Source organism: Streptomonospora mangrovi, from assembly GCF_027604915.1.
GTDB classification, from domain to species: Bacteria; Actinomycetota; Actinomycetes; order Streptosporangiales; family Streptosporangiaceae; genus Streptomonospora; species Streptomonospora mangrovi.
Genome location: NZ_JAJAQC010000005.1, coordinates 211,481 through 229,799 on the forward strand (window position 1 = coordinate 211,481; position 18,319 = coordinate 229,799).

Consider the following 18,319-nt stretch of genomic DNA (forward strand, 5'->3'; position numbering starts at 1 on the left):
AGCGGCATGAACAACATGGCGGTAACCCTCCAGCTCCTCGCGCTGATCCTGGTCGGTCTCGGCTGCTGGCTGTGGCTGCGCGCCATGAAGGCGCGGGCGCACCGGCTCAGCCTCCAGACCACCCCCAACTTCACCCTGGGCAGCCTCGCCGAGGCGGCCGACCCGCCCGAGACCGCCGAGGTCCTGGCCCAGGCGTGGGCCGGTCCCGACGGCCAGCTCACCGCGCCCTACTCCCAGACGCCGTGCGTGTGGTTCCGCGTCGAGGTGGTCCACCACCACTGGGAGGAGGAGGCCGGTGACCGGATCGAGCTGACCCCTGTCTTCGACCTGCACTCCCACGAGCCGTTCGCGCTGCGCGACTCCGGGACCGAGGCCGTGTGCCGCCCGCACTGGATCACCGTGGACGACGCCGAACTCGTCCACGACCGGTTCGAGGCCGACGCCGTCCCGCCCCGCGACCCGCTGTCCCCGCCGCACCTGAGCATCGAGGAGCGCGCCGAGCGCACGGCCAGCACGGCGGTGGCCGGTCCCGCCGCGCTCCAGCCCGGCTGCACCTACCGCGAGTGGGTCATCCGCCCGGGCACGACCGTGTTCGTGCGCGCCCACCCCAAGCGCACCGAGGACGGCGCGCTCATGCTGATCGGCGACGAGGACGCGCCCATGGTCGTCTCCACCCACACCGAGCGGGAGCTGATCGCCGAGGACCGCACCAAGGAGTTCGTCGGGTTCTCCGTGCTGCCGGTGGCGGTCATCCTGCTGCTGCTCGCCCTCACCCTGGGCTAGCGGGGAAGGAGGTCCGGGCGCCCGCCGCGACGGCGGCGTGCCCGGACCGCGCCTCGCCCCGGCGCCCCCGTCTCCGCCGCAACCGTCCGTCCCGCAGGCCGACGACCGCGCGGCCGCCCGGGGCGGCACTCCTCCCGGACGGCATGCGCCCGCCGGGCAGCGGCTACAGGGCGGCCGCCAGGCGCTCCTGGTGCAGGGTCTCGCCCCACGACGGCGGCAGCGGCGGGATCTCGCCCACGCGCATCCGCAGCAGCAGATCGGCCAGGTGCGGGTTGCGCGGCAGCGCCGGGCCGTGCAGGTAGGTGCCGATGACCTGGCCCTGGTAGGCGCCCTCGGTGTGGCCGTCGTTGCCCACCCCGGTGACCGTCCGCGACAGCGGCACGGCCGAGGGGCCGACGGCGGTGCGGCCCTGGTGGTTCTCGAACCCGGTGATGCGCCCGCCGCCCAGCTCCGGTGCGATGTCGGCGACGATCTCGCCGACCGCCCGGGTCTCGCCGCGTCCGCTGCGGACGTCGAGGATCCCCACGCCCGGCAGCGGGTTGTCGGCGTCGTCGCCGTAGCTCTCGCCGATGATCTGGTACCCGGCGCACACCGCGAACACGGCGGCGCCGCGCTCGGCGGCCCGCTTCAGGCCGCCGTCGGAGCGCAGCCGGTCGGCCGCGAGGATCTGCGGGCGGTCCTCGCCGCCGCCCAGCAGGTAGACGTCGCCCTCCACCGGCACGGGGTCGCTGGAGAGCACCCGCACGAGTTCGGTCTTGATGCCGCGCAGCTCGGCGCGGCGGCGCAGGATCAGCGCGTTGCCCTGGTCGCCGTAGGTGCTGAGCAGGTCGGGGTAGATCCAGACGATGCGCAGGACGCTGCTGGTGTCGCTCATAACGCTCCTCGCTACTGGACGCGGCCGTAGGCGGCGCGGATCTGCTGGAAGGCCGTGTAGTTGGCGATGACGTCCACCTTGGTGATGTCGGGCTGCTCGGCCTTGAGCCGGGTGATGACGTCGCTCACCTTGTCGGCGACCTCGAAGGGGACCTCGTCGGTCTCCAGCCGCAGCGCGAGGTCGGTGCGCCGCTCGCCCATCACGAACACCCGCCGCCCGCGCAGCACGGTGTAGTCGACGTCCCACAGCCAGGAGGTGTCCTTGCCGTCGGGGATCTGGGCGTTGACCGACAGGATCACCGGCACCCGGGGCGGGTCGAGCACCGCGAAGGACTCCAGCCAGCCCGCCGGGTTCTTGGCCAGCAGCAGCCGGACCTCGACGCCGTCGGTGACGACGGAGGTGTAGCGGCCCGCGACCGACCGGATCTCCTGGAGGCGCGGCAGCGACCGCTCCGGCGGGATCCCGTAGGCGGCGGCGGTGGCCATGGCGATCGCGGCGTTGGCGCGGTTGGCGTCGCCGGGGAGGTTGAGCCGCAGCGGCCAGCGCTGCTCGTAGGGGTCGACCACCGCGTCGGTGCGGTTGTCGACCGCCCAGGTGGTCTCGGGGCGGCGCATGCCGCACTCGGGGCACTCCCAGTGGGGCTCGGGCTCGCGCTTGAGGTGGCCCCCGCACTCGGGGCAGCACCAGGAGTCCTCCTTCCAGCGCTGGCCCGCCGAGACCCAGGTGGCGTAGTGGGCGCCCATGCCCGCCCAGGCGACGAGGGGGTCGTCGGCGTTGGCGACCACGTGGGTCTCGCTCAGCGCCAGCGCCTCGCGCCACTTCTTGGCGAGGAGGTTGATCTCGGAGGCGCGGTCCATCTGGTCGCGGCTGAGGTTCATCAGCACGACCACGGCCGGGTTGGTGTCGCGCAGGACCCGCGGCAGGTACTTCTCGTCGACCTCCAGCACGCCGTTGCGGGCGTCGGGGGCGTTGGACAGCGCGGTGATGTGCCCGGTGGGCATGTTCGCGCCGTGCTCGTTGGTGGCGACGGGTCCCAGCTCGCGCAGCGCGGCCGCGATCAGCCGGGTCGTGGTGGTCTTGCCGTTGGTCGCGCTGACGAGGGCGAGGCGGCGACCGCGGGCCAGCTTCGCGAGCAGGTCGGGCTCGACCTTGAGCGCGATGCGCCCGCCGATGACGGAGCCGTCGCCGCGCCCGGTGGCCCGGGACAGCGAGGCCGCGCCCTTGCCCAGAACCGCGGCCAGTTGGGCGCGCAAGGGAAGTTCGCTCATGATCCCCACAACGTTCGATACGGGTGGATTGCCTACGCAACAGGCGGTGGGACCAGCCTATTGCCCTGTCCGAGCGCGGAACCCGCCTCGGCGGGCGGGCGGCGCCATCGGGGACGGGCCGGGCGGAGTCCGGCGAACGACCGAGGGGGCGACATACCGGCCACCGGGGGCGATACCGGACCGTCGGAACGTCGGGAGCGCGGGGCCTCGCGGCACCCTCGCGGGCCGCGCGAGGACGCGGGGAGGTCGGTCGCGCGGCGACCCCCGCGGGCTTCGCCGCCCGCGCCCGGTTCCGTCGACCGGTGTCCGGCCGCACCCGCCTCCCCGGCGCCCCCGGCCCTCCCCCGCCCGCCCCGGCCCTATGCCGCCCTCCGGCTACCCCTCCGGCACCGCGCGCCAGTCCAGGCGCTCGGGCGGAGGCCCCAGGTTGGGCGGCGGGCCGCCGTCGTCGCCGACCGGGGCGGCATCCGCCGGTGCGGACGCCTCCGGGGCCTCCTCCACCGTGCCCAGCGTGGCCGTGGGCAGGGTGAGGATGCCGGGGTTGGCGTCGGCCAGCACCGGCCCGCCGGGGCCGGGCAGCACCATCGCCGAGTGCGGCAGCGTGCGCAGCCCGTGGGTGTCGAGCCGGTGGTCGCCCAGCACGTCGCCGGTGCCCGGCCCGCCGCCGTCGAGCCCGGCCGCCTGGGCGGTGGTGCGCCCCCAGGCGGTGGCGGCGCGCACGTGGCGCACCAGGTCCAGCGGCGGCACCGAGGTGGCGGCGTTGCGCATGGTCACCGGCGCGGTGACGCCCTCGGCGCTGTCCTCGACGTAGCTGTCGGCCACCGACCCGCTCAGCGCCTCGGCGATCACCTCGGTCAGCCGGTGCACCTTCACCACGGGCGCCCGGGTGTCGGCGCCCGGCCCGCCCGCGCCCCGCGCGCCCCCCGCACGCAGCGCCGGCAGCACCCGCGCGGCGGCGCGGCTGCCCGGCTGGCGCATCACGACCGGGAAGCACCCCTCGCCCGCCAGCCAGTGCGCGGTGTCCTCGCCGACCTCCCGGAACATCAGCACCAGGCCCGCGCCGGCGAAGCTCGCGGTCTCGGCCAGGCGCTCCAGGTCGTGCTCGGGCACGGAGTCGGCGCCGCACACCACCACCGTGTGCCGCCAGGGCGGTGCGGCGGCGCCGGCGGCGCGGGTCGTGCGGGTGGCGCGCAGCTCCAGCAGTTCGCTGAGCGCGGCCACGGTGTAGGTGCCGTAGGCGCGCGCCGCGACGTCGCCCAGGGTGCGGTCGGTGGCGATGACCTTGATCTGGGCGTAGGGCTCCTCGGCCGCGCGCCGCCCCACGCCCTCGAACGGGGCCAGGTGGTGCTCCAGCTCCCAGGCCCGCTCGCGCACGGCGCGGTCGCGACCGCAGCGGGCGCGCAGCTCGGCGCGCTGGGCGGCGGTGAGCTGCCGCAGCACGGCGTCGCCCTCGGTGCCGGGGTCGTCGGCGGGGGTGCTCAGCGCCCGCAGCCCGCCGATGAGCACCGCGATGCTGATCTGGGGGCCCAGCACCTCGAAGATCCGCAGCAGCAGGGTCTCGTCGGCGTCGATGTCGGCCTTGGCGTCGGAGGCGCAGGCCAGCGAGGCGAGGATGCGGGCGCGCGGCCCGGCGCCCAGGTTGGTGCCCAGGGTCATGCGCGGCAGGTCGGCCGGCAGCACCCAGATGCGCGGGTTCACCGCCGAGCGCTTCACCAGCGAGCACAGCTCGCCGGCCACCGCGCGGCCCGACAGGTCCACCACGGTGAGGTCGCCGCCCACGCGCAGCACCGAGGTGCCGACCGTGGCCAGCAGCGCCGACCAGCCGACCTCGGTGCCCCCGGCCACCACCACGGTGTGGGCGTCCTCGGGCGGGCGCACGGTGTACCACCGGGGCTGGGCGTCGTAGGCGCGCTTGCGCCGCTGCCACTCGGTGTAGGCGCGGGCGTGGTCCTCCTGGCGCTCGCGCAGGTCGCGCTCGCGCTCGGCGCTCTCGGCGGCCAGCCGCTCCTCCTCGCGGCGCAGCCGCTCGCGCATGGCCTGGCGGCTCTGGAGGAGGGCCACGCCGACCGGCAGGGCCACCACGACCGAGGCCAGGCACACCCCCAGCGCGAACACCCCGGGCAGGACGCGCACGGGCCACAGCAGCACGCTGAGCAGCGACAGCCCGGCCAGGGCGGCGAGCATGAGGTGGAGGGGGCGGTTGGTGCGCTTCTCGCCGGCCCGCTGCGCGGCGATCCACTCCTGGGTGACCCGGATCCGGTCGGGCGGCGCCGGGCGGTGCGGGGGCGGCCCGGGGTCGGGCACCAGGATCTCGTACCGCCATCCGAGGGAGGTCGGATTCGCCTGCGTTCCCGCTGCGGGGTCGGCCACCTCGAAGCACCTCCTGCCCGGCCTGCTGGGGGCGTCCGGGTCGCATCGCGTTGCATGCGGAGATCTGGGGAGACTACCTGGAGATGTTGTCAGGCGGTTGCCGAGTTGTCACGGCTTTGCCGCAAAGTGCGCCGACCGCTCCGCCACCGGCGCCGCGCACGGGTCCCGGGGGCCACCCGCGCCGCACGCGCCACCCCCGTCACCGCGCGGGCACCCGGCCCGGTGCGGGCGCCCCGGAACGCGCGAACGCCGGCGCGGGCGGGGGTCGCCCCCCGCCCGCGCCGGCGCGCGGACCCGGCCCGGCGGTCGGGTCAGGCGTCGACCGGGAGGGCGATGACCGTGCCGACCACGGCGGGGATGTCGTACTCGGCGGTGAAGCCCTTCGAGGCGAGCACCCGGACCTTCCACGCGCCGTCGGCGGCGAAGAACCGGAAGGTGCCCTCCTCACCGGTGGCGACCTCGCCGACGAAGTCGCCCGAGGCGTCCAGCAGCCGGGCGTAGGCGCCGCTGAGCGGCACGCCGCCGCGCCGCACGACCCCCTGGATCACCGCCTGGCCCTTGGCGTCGACGTCGGCCAGGGCCACGCCCCCGACGGGTGCGCCGCATCCGTTGTCGCTCACAGCGTTCCTCCTAGTCAGTGCGGTTGGCGTGCGCGGGCGAGCGGCCGGGGCCTACTTCGCCTCGCCCAGCTCGACCGGCACGCCCACCAGGGAGCCGTACTCGGTCCAGGAGCCGTCGTAGTTCTTGACGTTGGGCAGGCCCAGCAGCTCGTGCAGCGCGAACCAGGTGTGCGAGGAGCGCTCGCCGATGCGGCAGTAGGCGATGATGTCCTTGTCGAGGTCCACGCCGGCCTCGGTGTACAGCTCCCGCAGCTCCTCGTCGGACTTGAAGGTGCCATCCTCGTTGGCGGTCTTGGACCACGGGATGTTGCGCGCGGTGGGGATGTGCCCCGGGCGCTGCGAGGTCTCCTGCGGCAGGTGCGCGGGCGCCAGCAGCTTGCCCACGAACTCGTCGGGCGAGCGGACGTCGACCAGGTCCTTGGTGCCGATGGCCTCCACGACCTCGTCGCGGAACGCGCGGATCGAGGTGTCCTGCTCCTTGGCGGTGTAGGTGGTGGCGGGGCGCTCGGGCACCGCCTCGACCAGCTCGCGGGAGTCCAGCTCCCACTTCTTGCGGCCGCCGTCGAGGAGCTTGACGTCCTGGTGGCCGTAGAGGCGGAAGTACCAGTAGGCGTAGGCCGCGAACCAGTTGTTGTTGCCGCCGTAGAGGACCACGGTGTGGTCGTTGGCGATGCCGCGCTCCGACAGCAGCTTCTCGAAGCCGGTGCGGTCGATGAAGTCGCGGCGGACGGGGTCCTGGAGGTCCTGCTTCCAGTCGATCTTGACGGCGTTGCGAATGTGGCCCTTGTCGTAGGCCGAGGTGTCCTCGTCCACCTCGACCAGCACCACGTTCGGGTCGTCCAGGTGAGCCTCCACCCAGTCGGCGTCCACCAGGACGTCGGAGCGGCTCATGGGAACCTCCTTGGTTCGTCGGTTGATCTCGTTGTCCGCCGCGCGGGCGGGGTGTGCGGCTGGTCGGGGCGCGCCCTCACCCGGCGCGGTCCACGGCGGCACCGCCGCGAACCGGCGGCGGTGCCGGTCGGTGCGGCGGCGGTGCAGGACGGGAAAGGCAGGCGGGCGCGCCGGAGGAGGCTGCGGAGGGTGCGGGCACGGCAGCGGTGCGCTGCCCTCGCGGGTCGACCGGCATAGGGGCTTCCCACCTGGGTGAGTGTGTGCTGGAGGAGTCGAAGGGGCCGGGCGCCGGTGAAGAAGGGGCGCGGCCGGGATCCGGGCGGGGGTGGACCCCCGCGGGGTTCGGCTCTAGCGGGCAGCGCGACAGAGCGCGGTGGCGACGTGGCAGAAGTCCACGGCGCGCCGCTTCGTCAGGAAGGGCTCTGTCGGAGAACTCACGACCCTGATGGTACGGGCTGGCGCGGCGGATGTCACGAGTGGGTTCGTTCACTCCCCCCGCACGGCCTGCGGTTTGGCCGCTTTCCCCGAACATGCCGCACTTGGTGTGGCAGAATGTGCTGCATGGATGCGAAGACCCGGAAGTCAGTGCCCGTGCGGGCGGAGTCGGCGCGGGTGGCCAACAGCCTCCGGCGCCCGGGCAGCCCGGAGCGCCGGGCGCTGCTGCGGATGGGCGTCAGCCTGCCTGAGGGCGAGGTCTCGGAGAGCGCGGCGCTGGCTGCCCTCGTGGAGGCCGGCCGCGCGGCGCTGGCCGACGAACTGCTCGCCGACGAGTACGCCGCCATGGCGGTCGAGCGCACGGATGAGGACTCGGCGGCGCGGGCGGCCATGCGCGGGCGCGTCTCCCGGCGGGCCGACTGATGGCCGCACTCCTGCCGGTGCGCGGCCGCGTCTACGCCGCCGACATCGGTTTCGGCCGCAAGCCGTGGCTGGTGGTGTCCAACAACCACCGCAACCGCGCCTTCGACGACTGCCTGGCCGTGCGGCTGACCACGACCCCGCGCCAGACCCGGAGCACGATCGTGCCGCTGGGACCGGCGGACTCCCCGCTCGTGGGGAGGGTGATGTGCGACGACATCACTCTCCTGTACCGCGAGGACCTTCTCGAAGACCTCGGGGCGGTGTCGTTCGCGACCATGACGCTGGTCGCGGGCGGCCTGCGCGCCGCGCTCGACCTCCAGTAGGCCGCAGCGGGCCGGGGGTCAGCGCTGGGGGTTCTCGCCGACGAGGACCACGTCGGTGGCCTCGGCGGTGACCTCGACGCCGTTGGGCTGGGCCTGGATGTCGCTGACCCGCAGGCCGAACGGCATCTCGGGTACCGGCACCGACAGCGCCAGCAGGTCCTCGACCAGGCCGAGGTCGCCGAACTGGCTCTGCCCGACCTCGATGTTGGAGGGGGTCACCACGATGGTGCCCTGCTCGACCGCCACGCCCAGGTCGGCCGAGACCGGCACGCTGTACTGGCCCAGGGCGAGGTCGCCCGACATCCGGGGGCTGCCGTTCTCGTTCTCGATGACGATCCCCTCGGGCAGCCGCTTCTGGAGTTCGCTGTAGGGCAGCATCACCCGGGCGTCGGCGCTGCCCGCCACCACGCTGGGCTCGGTCAGCAGGTCGCCGATGGGCGCGCGGACGTCGCGCGCGGTGACGTCGACCCGCTCCAACTGGACGTCGTCCACCACCACCGCGCCGGTGACGATGTGGATCTCGTCGTACTCCCCGCCGATCGCCTGGGTGAGGAAGGGGAAGCCGCCGATGGTGACCTCGGGCTCGGAGGTCATCTCATACTGCTGCTCCACGCGCGAGGCGATCTCGCTCTCCGCGGCGTAGTGCAGACCGCGATCGGCCACGGCGAGCACGATCAGCACGAATATGAGGAAGACGAGGAACTTACGCATCGGGCTTCCAGCACGCTCCTGGTTGGTTCCGGCGCGGCGTCCGGACGGGGGATACGGTTCGGCGGGGGACGCCTGGTGCGGCGTCGCGGGACGCCCAGACTCAGCACGAAGGTTACTTCACCCGATTCGCCCCGCAGCGCTCCGGTGCGATATCTCAGCAAACTCCAATGAACCCGCGGGCCTGGTGCGGCGGCCGGGACGGCCCCCCGCGCGGGCGGGGTCAGCGCGGCATCAGCATGCCGGCGAGGTTGTCGGTGGCCGACGCCCCCGACAGCGCGAGTTCGATCACGTTGGTCGCCACCACCGTGTTGGCGCTGCGCCGGGCGAACTCCAGCACGTGCGGCTGCTGCTCGTGCTCCTCGAACGCCAACTGGTCGCGGTAGATGGCGTAGACGATCCGCTGGAGCGGCGCGCTGGGCACCGTGTGGCAGGCGAACAGCAGGGTGTCGGGCTCGTGCCGGGCCACCTGCTCGACCACCGCGTCGGCGTAGTCGTCGAAGGCGTCGGCGCGCCCGTCCATCAGCGTGTAGATGGTGATGATGCCGCGCAGCCGCTGCCGGCGCTGCGCGCCGCCGCCGGGCTCGCCGCCGTCGGTGCCGTCGGCGTCGCGGTCGTCGCCGTAGTCGTCGTCGTACTCGTCGTCAAAGTCGTCGTAGTCGTCCCGCTTGCGGCGCCTGCCCCACACACCGTCCTCCTCGTCGTCGGGTCCGTCCTCGTCCTCGGAGCCGCCCCGCCCCCTGCGCCGGCCGCCCCGGCCCGCGCGCCGGTTCGGGCGCTCCCGGGGCGGGTTCAGCGCCCGCAGGAAGCCCGTCCACAGCGCGGCGATGGCGCCGAGCATCAGCAACTGGCCGAGGATGCCCAGCCCGAAGCGGCTGACGATCACCTCAAGGAGCACCGTGAGCGCGAGCAGGCCCAGCACCGTCAACTCGTGCTGGGATCCGCGCGGCCGCTCGCCCAGGCGGCGGGCGGCCGCCCCGGCGGCCACGGCCAGCGCCACGAAGGCGAACGTGTGCACCAGGCCCAGCGCGATGCCGGGCAGGAAGTCGTAGTGCTCGCGCATGGCGGGGTAGCCGTTGCCGAACTGCCCGCGCAGCCGGTCCATGGTGAGCACCACCAGCGGCACGATGCCCAGGGTGGTCACCACCAGGCGGGTGCCGAACCGGGTGCGCGGCTCGCGCACGGCGTACTCCACGGCGCCCCAGCCCAGCAGCAGCGGGCCCAGCAGGCCCACACCGATCTGGAACATGCGGAAGGTGGCGGCGGAGAAGCCCAGGAGCGCGCCCGGGAACGCGGCGCTGAGGGCGATCGCGAGGGCGACCGCCGAGGCCACCCAGGCAGCCATGAAGAGCCGCGGGTCCCGGATCCCGCGGGCGATCAGCGCGGCGGTCGCGCTCCACGCCACCAGGGCGCAGATGAATGCCAGTCCTACCTCGACCATCCCGCTAATCATGCTGCACTTGAGGCGCGGGCGTGAACGGAGTAGGACATTCGCCGCACCGTTTTGCCTGCTAATTGCCCTTTTGAGCGGAATAAGTCGGTTAACTTGTGAGTTACCTCACCGGTCACGGCCTGTTCCCGGCTCGATGTACACCTGTGTTCCGGATAGCTCTAGGCTCGAACCATGTGGCGCTATCTCCGTCGAGACGACCGTGGCCGCGCCGCCCTCGCCGGGGAAGCGTCGGCCGCCGCCGCCGAGGCCCTGCGCGGCGCGGGCCGGCCGAGCGGCGCGTACGTCCCGCCCCTGCCGGCGGGCGCTCCGCCCGCGCGCCGGCCTGAGCCGCCCACGGCTCCCCCCATCGCGTTCTTCGACGTCGACAACACCCTGATGCGCGGCGCGTCGATCTACCACTTCGCGCGCGGCCTGGCCTCCCGCGACCTGTTCACCACCCGCGACCTGCTGCGGTTCGGCTGGGGCCAGATGCGGTTCCGCATCAGCGGCACCGAGCAGGCACAGCAGATCAACGCCGCGCGCGAGGCCGCCCTGGCGTTCGTGGCCGGGCACGACGTCAACGACCTGGTCACCCTGTGCGAGCAGATCTACGACGATTCGATGGCCGACCGGATCTGGGAGGGCACGCACCGGCTGATCCACCGCCACCTGCGCGAGGGGCAGCGGGTGTGGCTGGTCACCGCCACCCCGGTAGAGTTGGCCGACATCATCAAGCGTCGGCTGGGCCTGGACGGCGCGCTGGGCACGGTCGCCGAGACCGTCGACGGCGTGTACACCGGCCGCCTGGTCGGCGACCTGCTGCACGGCCCGGCCAAGGCGGCGGCGATCGAGGCGCTGGCCCGCCACGAGAACGTCGACCTCGCCGAGTGCACGGCCTACAGCGACTCCAGCAACGACCTGCCGCTGCTGAACGCGGTGGGCCACCCCAACGCCGTCAACCCCGACACCGCGCTGCGCGACCACGCCATCGAGCGGGGCTGGCCGGTGCACGAGTTCCGCCGGCACCGCGCGGCCCTGCGGGTCGGCGTGCCGGCCGCGATCGCCGGTGCGGTGGCCGGGGGCGTGGCGATGAGCGTGCTGCGCCGCAGGGCGCGGCACTGAGCGGCTGAGACCGCAGGAACCGTGAGGCCGGCGGGCCGCTTCGGCGGCCCGCCGGCCTTGTTTCTGCGGAGGGTCCCGGTCGGTCTTCGGAGGGTTTTGGCGGCGGCCGCTTGCGGCCGGTAGGACCCGGCGGCGGGCACCCGGCGGCAACGGCGGACAGGGGGGTTGGGGCACCGCGCGCACGCAGGCGCGCGGCGCGTGGGAGTACACGTCCGGCCCGCGCCCGGTCGGGGCGGGCTCAGGCAGGGGCGGGATCGGGCAGAGTCCGGCTCAGGCCGAGCCGGGACGGCCGGCCTCAGGCGGGCAGTGCCGGGCGGGTGCTGTGGGCGCGCGGCCCGGCCGCTCCGGCGCCGCGCCGGCGCAGCGGGCGCCCGCGCTCGCTCGCGTAGCTCTCGAACGCCTCCTGCGAGGTGTAGGCCGGCGACCAGCCCAGCGCCCGTTCGAGCTTGCTGAAGTCCAGGACGCGGTCGTAGCACAGCACGCGCAACTGCTCGGGCGTGTAGTCCAGTTCGCTGCGGCGCGCCAGGCCGCCGAGCATCCGCAGGCCGGGCTCGGGCACCGCGAAGCGGCGCCGGCCCACCCGGCGCAGGCACAGCGACAGCGGCAGCGAGCCGGACCCGGCGACGTTGAACACGCCCTGCCCGTCGCTCAGCGCCATGCGGCGCACCGCCTCGATGCCGTCGTCCTCGTGGATGAACTGCATCAGCGGGTCGTAGCCGCGCACCGTGGGCACCAGGCGCAGCCCGAAGTAGCGCGTGAGCGGGGTGTCGACCGAGGGGCCGATGAAGTTGGCGAAGCGCAGCACCGCCACGGCGAGGTCGGGGCGCCGGCGGGCCAGCCCGCGGGTGTGCTTCTCGACCTCGGCCGCGCTGTTGGCGTAGACCGAGCGCGGCAGCGCGCGCTCGGCGCGGTCCTCGGTGCACAGCAGCGGGTCCTGGGCCGACTGGTTGTAGACGGCGGCGCTGGAGCGCACCACCAGGCGCCGGAGGGTGTCCGAGCGCTGGCAGGCGTCGAGGAGCTGCATCGTGCCCAGGACGTTGGCGTGCGCCGCCGCGGCGCGGCCGCCGGCGTGCCGCGCCGACGGCGTGAGGCCCAGGTGGACCACGGTGTCGGCGCCGGACTCCAGCACGGCGCGCCCGATCCCGCCGTCGTGGAGGTCGGCCTGGATGTAGTCGGTGCCGCCCAGCGGGTGCCGGGGGGCGACGGGGTCGAGCCCGACCACCCGGTCGACTCCGGGTTCGGTCCGCACGGCCTCGGCCACCCGGGCGCCCAGGTAGCGGGAGACTCCGGTGATCAGTACGACGCGGCCCATGCCACACGCCTCCACGAGTCGGGGGGGATTCGCTGGATGGGGCGGGAGGTGTCTCCGCGTCGACCGTGCCGCCGCGGACCGAGCGGGCCGGGACCGCCGCGGTCGGTGTCGGCGGAGAGACTGCCCCACCCGATGCCGAAGGCTCGGCTACTTCTTGTTGCGGCGCGCGACGCGGGTCCTCTTGAGCAGCTTGCGGTGCTTCTTCTTCGCCATGCGCTTGCGGCGCTTCTTGATGACGGAACCCATACGGTTCACCTCTCGCCTACGTTTGGATCACATGACACGACGGCACACCCGATTCGGGCGCGCGAGGCGCGGCCCGTGAGGTGAACCGACGGAGGGAGTGCGGCGAACGCAGTCGCCCGGGGGCGGACACGCGGCGGCCGCGTGCCGATGAAAACGCCGCACCCGTTGGACCAGCCTACCTCCTCGCACAAGGGGCGGCCGCACACCGGTGGGTCGCGGGTGCGGGGCGGAGGGGGAGGCGGCGGGGAGGCGGGGGCGAACCGGGGGCGCGGCGGGCGCGGAAGGGGCGAAGGCGGGGGACGCCCCTCGGGAGGCCGGGGAGGAGGTGCCGGTGTGCCGCAAGGCCCGGGCGGCGGGGCTGGGCCGGCCCAGGGCGTGCGCGGCCGGCGGGAGCCGGGCGGCGGGTGCGGCGGCGCTCGGCGGTGCGGGCCGCCGGGCGTCGACGCGGGTCAGGCGCCGGGCGTCGCCGGCGCGGTGCGCGGGTCAGGCGCCGGGCATCGCCGGGCCCTTGCGGTACAGCTCGGCCGCCGGCTCGGTGTAGCCGACGCTGACCAGCCGGTGGTCCTCGAACGTCAGCGAGGTGATGCTGGCGAGGTTGCACTGCCGCCGGTCGGGGCGGTGCCACAGCCGCTTGCGCTCGGCCGCGCGGCGCGCCATCCAGATGGGGAGCTGGTGGCTGACGCACACGGCCTCGCGGCCCCACGCCTCCTTGCGCACCACCTTGATGATGTCGACCATGCGGGCGACGATGCGGGAGTAGGGCTCGCCCCACGAGGGCCGGAACGGGTTGTAGAGCCGGCGCAGCACCTCGGGGTCGCGCATGGAGCGGGTGGACAGCGCCATGCCCTGGAACGTGTTGCCGGCCTCGATCAGCCGCTCGTCGAGCCGGATGGCCACGCCGAACTCGTCGGCGACGGGCTGCGCGGTCTCCTTGGCGCGGTCCAGCGGCGAGGAGTACAGCGCGGCGATGTCGCGCCCGGTGAACCACTCCGCGGCGAGGCCCGCCATGCGGCAGCCGTTCTCGCTGAGGTGGAACTCCGGCAGGCGGCCGTAGAGGATCCCCTTGGGGTTGTGCACCTCGCCGTGCCGGAGGAGGTGGACCACGGTGGTCGTACTCATGTTCGCGCGACCGATTCCTTCCGTACGTTTCGCTGGACGGCGCGGACCGGGCGGCGTGTGCCGCCTAGACGGGCGCTGACGTGGCGTCCAAGCTCCGCGTGCCGTCATCCAACTTATCGACCGTGGACCGCAGCGCCGCCACGGCGGCGCGCACGGCGGGGCGGCGCCCGGCCTCGCGGCGCAGCAGCACGTAGACGCTGCGCACGAGCACCGGCCGCAGCGGAACCGTGCGCACGCCCGGCGGCAGCAGTCCGCGGCCCAGGCGCGGCAGGACCGCCAGCCCGAGGCCGGCGGCCACCAGCGCGATCTGTGTGGGGTACTCGGTCGCGTAGTGTGCCACGCGCGGCTCCACGCCCGCACGGCGGAGGGTGTCGCACAGCCACTCGAAGCAGATGGTGCCCTGCGGCGCGACGATCCAGTCCTCGTCCACGAGTTCGCCCGCCGCGAGTTCGTCGCGGTCGGCGAGGGGGTGGTCGGCGGGCAGCACGATCTCGGCGGGGTCGTCGAACAGGTGCAGGCGCTCGGTGCCCTCCAGCACGGGCAGCGGGGAGTTCACCCAGTCCTGGACGAGCGCGAGGTCGTAGTCGCCGCGCTGGACCAGGGTCTGGGAGACGCCCGGGTCGGCCTCGAACATCTGGACGTTGAGGTTGGGGTAGCGCAGGGCGAGGTCGCGCAGCGCGGGGGGCAGGACGCTGCGCGCGGCGGTGGCGAAGGCGGCGATGCTCAGCCGTCCCGCGACGCTGCCGAGCTGGGCTTCCAGGTCGGCCTCGGCCTCGGCGATCATCGCGAGGATGCGCTCGGAGTGCCGCACGAGGAGCTGCGCCGCGTCGGTCAGCCGCACACCGCGCCCGCTGCGCTCCAGCAGGCGCGCGGAGGTCTCGCGCTCCAGCTTGGCGATCTGCTGGGAGACGGCGGAGGTGGTGATTCCGAGGACGTCGGCGGCGGCGCTGACCGACCCGTACTCGGAGATGGCGTTGAGCGCCCGAAGGCGGTCGATGTCGAGCACGCGGCAATCATAAAGCGCTGTTTAACGTCCGAAGCAGGTAATTGAAAGATGAACTTCCCATTGAGGGACGGTTCCCCCCAAACAAGCACATAGGGGAACGAAGTCAGGCGTGCGGCCATCGGCCAGGGGGGCGGATGGCCGAGGTGGCGACGGGGCGCCAAAACCGGGACAGCCCTTCCGCCGACGGCGGGCCACCGGCCGACCGCACCGCCAACCCGCCGGAAGAGCGCGCCTAGGACCGCTGGTGCGCCTTCCACGCCCGGTGGAGTTCTCGCCGACGCTCGTACTCCCGCTTCGTGCGGAGCAGCGGATCGGTTTCGGGGGTCAGGGCCGCCGGTCCCATGACGTGGAGGAGCGCGTAGTTGATACGGAACCCCACCCTGTACGGCAACGAGAACGAGTCTTTCCCGCGCGGCTTCTCCACGGCCGTCCCCTCTCCCTTTCGCCGACATGCGGATGCCCGCGAGCGCCGTCGAAGCAGATTCCATCGCCGGAGAACCCCCGGCTTTCCCGCCCGCAGCGTATCCGCCCTGCTTTCGCCGCCCCGACCGGCCCCGCCCCGTGACCTGGGCTGTCACCGGGGCCAGGGACGGGTGATCGCGGTTCGGTCCCGGTCGAGGGCCGGGCGGTGCCGCCAGGCCCCCGGGCCGCTAGACCTCGGCGGCCGCGCGGGCGGCGCGCGGAAGGGCGCTGATCACGCGGTCAATGGCGGCGTCGTCGTGGGCCGCCGAGAAGAACCACGCCTCGAAGGCCGCCGGGGGCAGGTACACGCCCTGCTCCAGCATGGCGTGGAAGAACGCGGCGAAGCGGGCGGTGTTCTGCGCGCGGGCGCCGTCGAAGTCGGTGACCTCGGCGTCGGTGAAGAACACCGTGAAGAGGTTGCCGCCGCGCTGCACGCGGTGCGGGACCCCCACCGCCGACAGTTCGCGCTCGACCGCGTCGGCGACCTGCGCCGACACCGCGTCGATGCGGGCGTACACGTCGTCGGTGGCGTTGCGCAGCGTGGCCAGCCCGGCGGCCGTGGCCAGCGGGTTCCCCGACAGCGTGCCCGCCTGGTAGACGGCTCCGCCGGGGGTGAGGTGGGCCATCAGGTCGGCGCGCCCGCCGAACGCGGCGGCGGGCAGGCCGCCGCCCATGACCTTGCCGAAGGTGACCAGGTCGGCGGCGACGCCTTCGAGCCCGTACCAGCCCGAGCGGCTGACCCGGAAGCCGGTCAGCACCTCGTCGAGGATCAGCAGCGCGCCGTGGGCCGCCGTCAGCTCCTTCAGCCGGGCGTTGAACCCGTCGCGCGGCGGGACCACGCCCATGTTGGCCGGGCACGCCTCCACGATGACGCACGCGATGTCGGGGCCGGACTCGGCGAACACCCGCTCCACGGCCTCGATGTCGTTGTAGGGCAGCACGATGGTGTCGGCCGCGCCGGCCCGGGTGACGCCCGGGGTGTCGGGCACCGCGAACGTGGCCACGCCCGAACCGGCGGCGGCCAGCAGGGAGTCGACGTGCCCGTGGTAGTTGCCCGCGAACTTCACGATGCGCCCGCGCCCGGTGGCGCCGCGCGCAAGGCGGATCGCCGACATCGTCGCCTCGGTGCCGGAGTTGACCAGGCGGACCTGCTCCACCGCCGTGCGGGCGATGATCTCCTCGGCCAGCTCCACCTCGCCGGGGGTGGGCGCGCCGAAGGACGTGCCCTTGGCGGCGGCCTCGGCCAGCGCCTCCACGACGGCGGGGTGCGCGTGGCCCAGGATCAGCGGACCCCACGAGCACACCAGGTCGACGTAGGTGTTGCCGTCGACGTCGGTGAGGTAGGGGCCAGATCCCGAGGCCATGAACGGCGGCGTGCCGCCCACGGCGCCGAACGCCCGGACCGGGGAGTTCACCCCTCCGGGGACGACGGCGCTGGCACGCTGGAACAGCTCGGCGGAAGTCTTGTCGTTACCCACGCCTCCAGTGTGGCAGCGGTGGCGCGCGGCGCGCGCCGACCCCGCCGAAGGGCGCGCCGGGCCTCTCTGCGGGGACCGGACCGCTCGCACACACCCCGCGCCCGCCCCGGTCGCCGCCCGCCGGGGCACCTCCCGCGTTACCGCCGCGCGGTCGGCATCAGTAGGTTGAGACGGCACCACGTCCTGGGACGCACGACACCCCCGCGACCGCACCCGACAGCATGAGACCGCACGAGGCCGGTGCCTGGCAGCCGGGCCTCCGCACGCAAAGGACACTCCCATGCCCGAGGTCTTCGCCACCGCCGACCTGATCGACGCCCACGGCGACGCCCTGGCGAGCTGCGAGACGCAGTTCCGCCAGTACGGAGCACGCAGCGCCTTCCACGGCCCCATCGCCACCGTCAAGTGCCACGAGGACAACGCGCTGGTCAAGGAGCAACTGAACCAGCCGGGCGAGGGCTGGGTGCTGGTGGTGGACGGCGGCGGGTCGCTGCGCACGGCGCTGATGGGCGACCTCATCGCCAAGGCCGCCCAGGAGAACGGCTGGGCCGGGGTCGTCATCAACGGCGCGGTCCGCGACGTCGCCGAACTCGCCAAGGTGGACCTGGGCATCAAGGCGCTGGGCTCCAACCCGCGCAAGTCGGCGAAGACCGGCGCCGGGGTCCTCGACGCCCCGGTGGCCTTCGGCAACGTGGTCTTCACCCCCGAGGCGTGGCTGTACAGCGACGACGACGGGATCGTCGTCAGCGAGGAGAAGCTGGACCTGCCGGGGTAGGGAGGGGCACAGGTGAGCGGGTTGAACGGCGGCGGCGATGACGGCGGCAACGACGTGCGGGACGGAACCGGGGGTCACGTGACGGGCGCGGCGCAGGTGCCAGTGCTGGGCGTGGACGTGGGCGGGGTGATCATCCGCCGCAGCGACGGCGACCAGGACACGTCCTTCTTCGGCGAGCACCCGATGCGCACCCCGGCCGTCGAGGGCGCCTTCGAGGCCCTGGCCGAGCTGGCGGCCGGGCCGTTCGCGGGCCGGGTCTACGTGATCTCCAAGGCCAAGCCCGAGACCGCGCACCGCACCGTCGAGTGGCTGCGCCACCACGACTTCGAGCGGCGCACCGGCATCACCCGCGACCACATGCACTTCGTGCTCAACCGGGGCGACAAGGCGCCCGTGTGCGAGCGCCTGGGTGTCACGCACTTCGTGGACGACCGGGTGGACGTGCTGCGCCACCTGACCATGGTGGCGCACCGGTACCTGTTCACCGGCGGCCTCGGCGACGAGCCGCCGCCCGGCGTGATCCCGCCCTGGGCCGAGCACACCGACGACTGGAAGACCCTGGCGGAGTCCATCCGCCGCTCGGTGGAGGGGGACCACCGCCCGACCGCCTAGCGACCGGCCTCGTCCCGGCCGCGCCCACCGGCCACGGGAGCCGGTGACCGCCTGGCTGTC

Annotated in this window: 18 protein-coding genes; 6 read left to right on the forward strand and 12 right to left on the reverse strand. The window is 74.0% G+C overall.

Translation table 11 applies throughout. The features are described from left to right. Positions 1-6 precede the first annotated feature (6 nt). A complete protein-coding gene (locus LG943_RS04980; RefSeq protein WP_270070971.1) occupies positions 7-783 on the forward strand; it encodes a GIDE domain-containing protein in 777 nt (258 codons plus the stop codon). Positions 784-946: 163 nt separating this feature from the next. Here LG943_RS04980 and LG943_RS04985 read toward each other — a convergent pair whose 3' ends face one another. The 5 genes from LG943_RS04985 to LG943_RS05005 form a co-directional block, all read right to left on the reverse strand. Next, on the reverse strand, positions 947-1,657 hold the full coding sequence (locus LG943_RS04985) for a type 1 glutamine amidotransferase (RefSeq protein WP_270070972.1): 711 nt from the start codon (positions 1,655-1,657) through the stop codon (positions 947-949). 11 nt (positions 1,658-1,668) lie between these two features. Then, complete coding sequence (locus LG943_RS04990; RefSeq protein ID WP_270070973.1) at positions 1,669-2,925, reverse strand: MurT ligase domain-containing protein; 1,257 nt, start codon at positions 2,923-2,925, stop codon at positions 1,669-1,671. A 375-nt stretch (positions 2,926-3,300) separates the two neighbouring features. Continuing rightward, positions 3,301-5,295, reverse strand: coding sequence for a hypothetical protein (locus LG943_RS04995; RefSeq protein ID WP_270070974.1), 1,995 nt, complete (start codon positions 5,293-5,295; stop codon positions 3,301-3,303). Positions 5,296-5,606: 311 nt separating this feature from the next. Beyond that, positions 5,607-5,915 carry a DUF1416 domain-containing protein gene (locus LG943_RS05000; RefSeq protein ID WP_270070975.1) on the reverse strand — a complete coding sequence of 103 codons (309 nt, stop codon included), beginning with the start codon at positions 5,913-5,915 and terminating at the stop codon, positions 5,607-5,609. 51 nt (positions 5,916-5,966) lie between these two features. Continuing rightward, positions 5,967-6,806: a sulfurtransferase gene (locus LG943_RS05005; RefSeq protein ID WP_270070976.1), complete on the reverse strand. Its 840-nt coding sequence runs from the start codon at positions 6,804-6,806 to the stop codon at positions 5,967-5,969. A 561-nt stretch (positions 6,807-7,367) separates the two neighbouring features. Here LG943_RS05005 and LG943_RS05010 point away from each other — a divergent pair. After that, entirely contained in the window at positions 7,368-7,664 is a 297-nt protein-coding gene (locus LG943_RS05010) for a molecular chaperone GrpE (protein ID WP_270070977.1), read from the forward strand. Further along, positions 7,664-7,987 (forward strand): type II toxin-antitoxin system PemK/MazF family toxin, encoded by a 324-nt coding sequence (locus LG943_RS05015; protein WP_270070978.1) that lies wholly within the window; start codon positions 7,664-7,666, stop codon positions 7,985-7,987. The genes LG943_RS05010 and LG943_RS05015 overlap by 1 nt, the downstream gene beginning before the upstream one ends. An 18-nt stretch (positions 7,988-8,005) precedes the next feature. Here LG943_RS05015 and LG943_RS05020 read toward each other — a convergent pair whose 3' ends face one another. Both LG943_RS05020 and LG943_RS05025 read right to left on the reverse strand, forming a co-directional pair. Then, positions 8,006-8,698 carry an LmeA family phospholipid-binding protein gene (locus LG943_RS05020; protein WP_270070979.1) on the reverse strand — a complete coding sequence of 231 codons (693 nt, stop codon included), beginning with the start codon at positions 8,696-8,698 and terminating at the stop codon, positions 8,006-8,008. Positions 8,699-8,918: 220 nt separating this feature from the next. Beyond that, positions 8,919-10,136: a putative quinol monooxygenase gene (locus LG943_RS05025; protein WP_270070980.1), complete on the reverse strand. Its 1,218-nt coding sequence runs from the start codon at positions 10,134-10,136 to the stop codon at positions 8,919-8,921. A gap of 183 nt (positions 10,137-10,319) precedes the next feature. Between LG943_RS05025 and LG943_RS05030 the strand changes: the two genes are divergently transcribed. Then, on the forward strand, positions 10,320-11,249 hold the full coding sequence (locus LG943_RS05030) for an HAD family hydrolase (RefSeq protein WP_270070981.1): 930 nt from the start codon (positions 10,320-10,322) through the stop codon (positions 11,247-11,249). 295 nt (positions 11,250-11,544) lie between these two features. On the opposite strand, the gene LG943_RS05035 is transcribed toward LG943_RS05030, so the two are convergent. The 5 genes from LG943_RS05035 to hemL all read right to left on the reverse strand — a co-directional run bounded on the left by LG943_RS05035 (position 11,545) and on the right by hemL (position 16,872). Then, on the reverse strand, positions 11,545-12,561 hold the full coding sequence (locus LG943_RS05035) for an NAD-dependent epimerase/dehydratase family protein (RefSeq protein ID WP_270070982.1): 1,017 nt from the start codon (positions 12,559-12,561) through the stop codon (positions 11,545-11,547). 147 nt (positions 12,562-12,708) lie between these two features. Then, positions 12,709-12,807: a 30S ribosomal protein bS22 gene (locus LG943_RS05040; RefSeq protein WP_013155353.1), complete on the reverse strand. Its 99-nt coding sequence runs from the start codon at positions 12,805-12,807 to the stop codon at positions 12,709-12,711. A gap of 483 nt (positions 12,808-13,290) precedes the next feature. After that, positions 13,291-13,926 carry a histidine phosphatase family protein gene (locus LG943_RS05045; protein ID WP_270070983.1) on the reverse strand — a complete coding sequence of 212 codons (636 nt, stop codon included), beginning with the start codon at positions 13,924-13,926 and terminating at the stop codon, positions 13,291-13,293. A gap of 64 nt (positions 13,927-13,990) precedes the next feature. Next, positions 13,991-14,932, reverse strand: coding sequence for a LysR family transcriptional regulator (locus LG943_RS05050; protein WP_270070984.1), 942 nt, complete (start codon positions 14,930-14,932; stop codon positions 13,991-13,993). 650 nt (positions 14,933-15,582) lie between these two features. Beyond that, positions 15,583-16,872, reverse strand: coding sequence for a glutamate-1-semialdehyde 2,1-aminomutase (gene hemL, locus LG943_RS05055; protein ID WP_270070985.1), 1,290 nt, complete (start codon positions 16,870-16,872; stop codon positions 15,583-15,585). A 280-nt stretch (positions 16,873-17,152) separates the two neighbouring features. On the opposite strand from hemL, the gene rraA reads away from it, so the two are divergent. Together rraA and LG943_RS05065 are read left to right on the forward strand one after the other, a co-directional pair. Then, positions 17,153-17,647, forward strand: coding sequence for a ribonuclease E activity regulator RraA (gene rraA / locus LG943_RS05060; protein WP_270070986.1), 495 nt, complete (start codon positions 17,153-17,155; stop codon positions 17,645-17,647). A gap of 12 nt (positions 17,648-17,659) precedes the next feature. Continuing rightward, a complete protein-coding gene (locus LG943_RS05065) occupies positions 17,660-18,259 on the forward strand; it encodes a hypothetical protein (RefSeq protein WP_270070987.1) in 600 nt (199 codons plus the stop codon). The last annotated feature ends 60 nt before the right edge of the window (positions 18,260-18,319 follow it).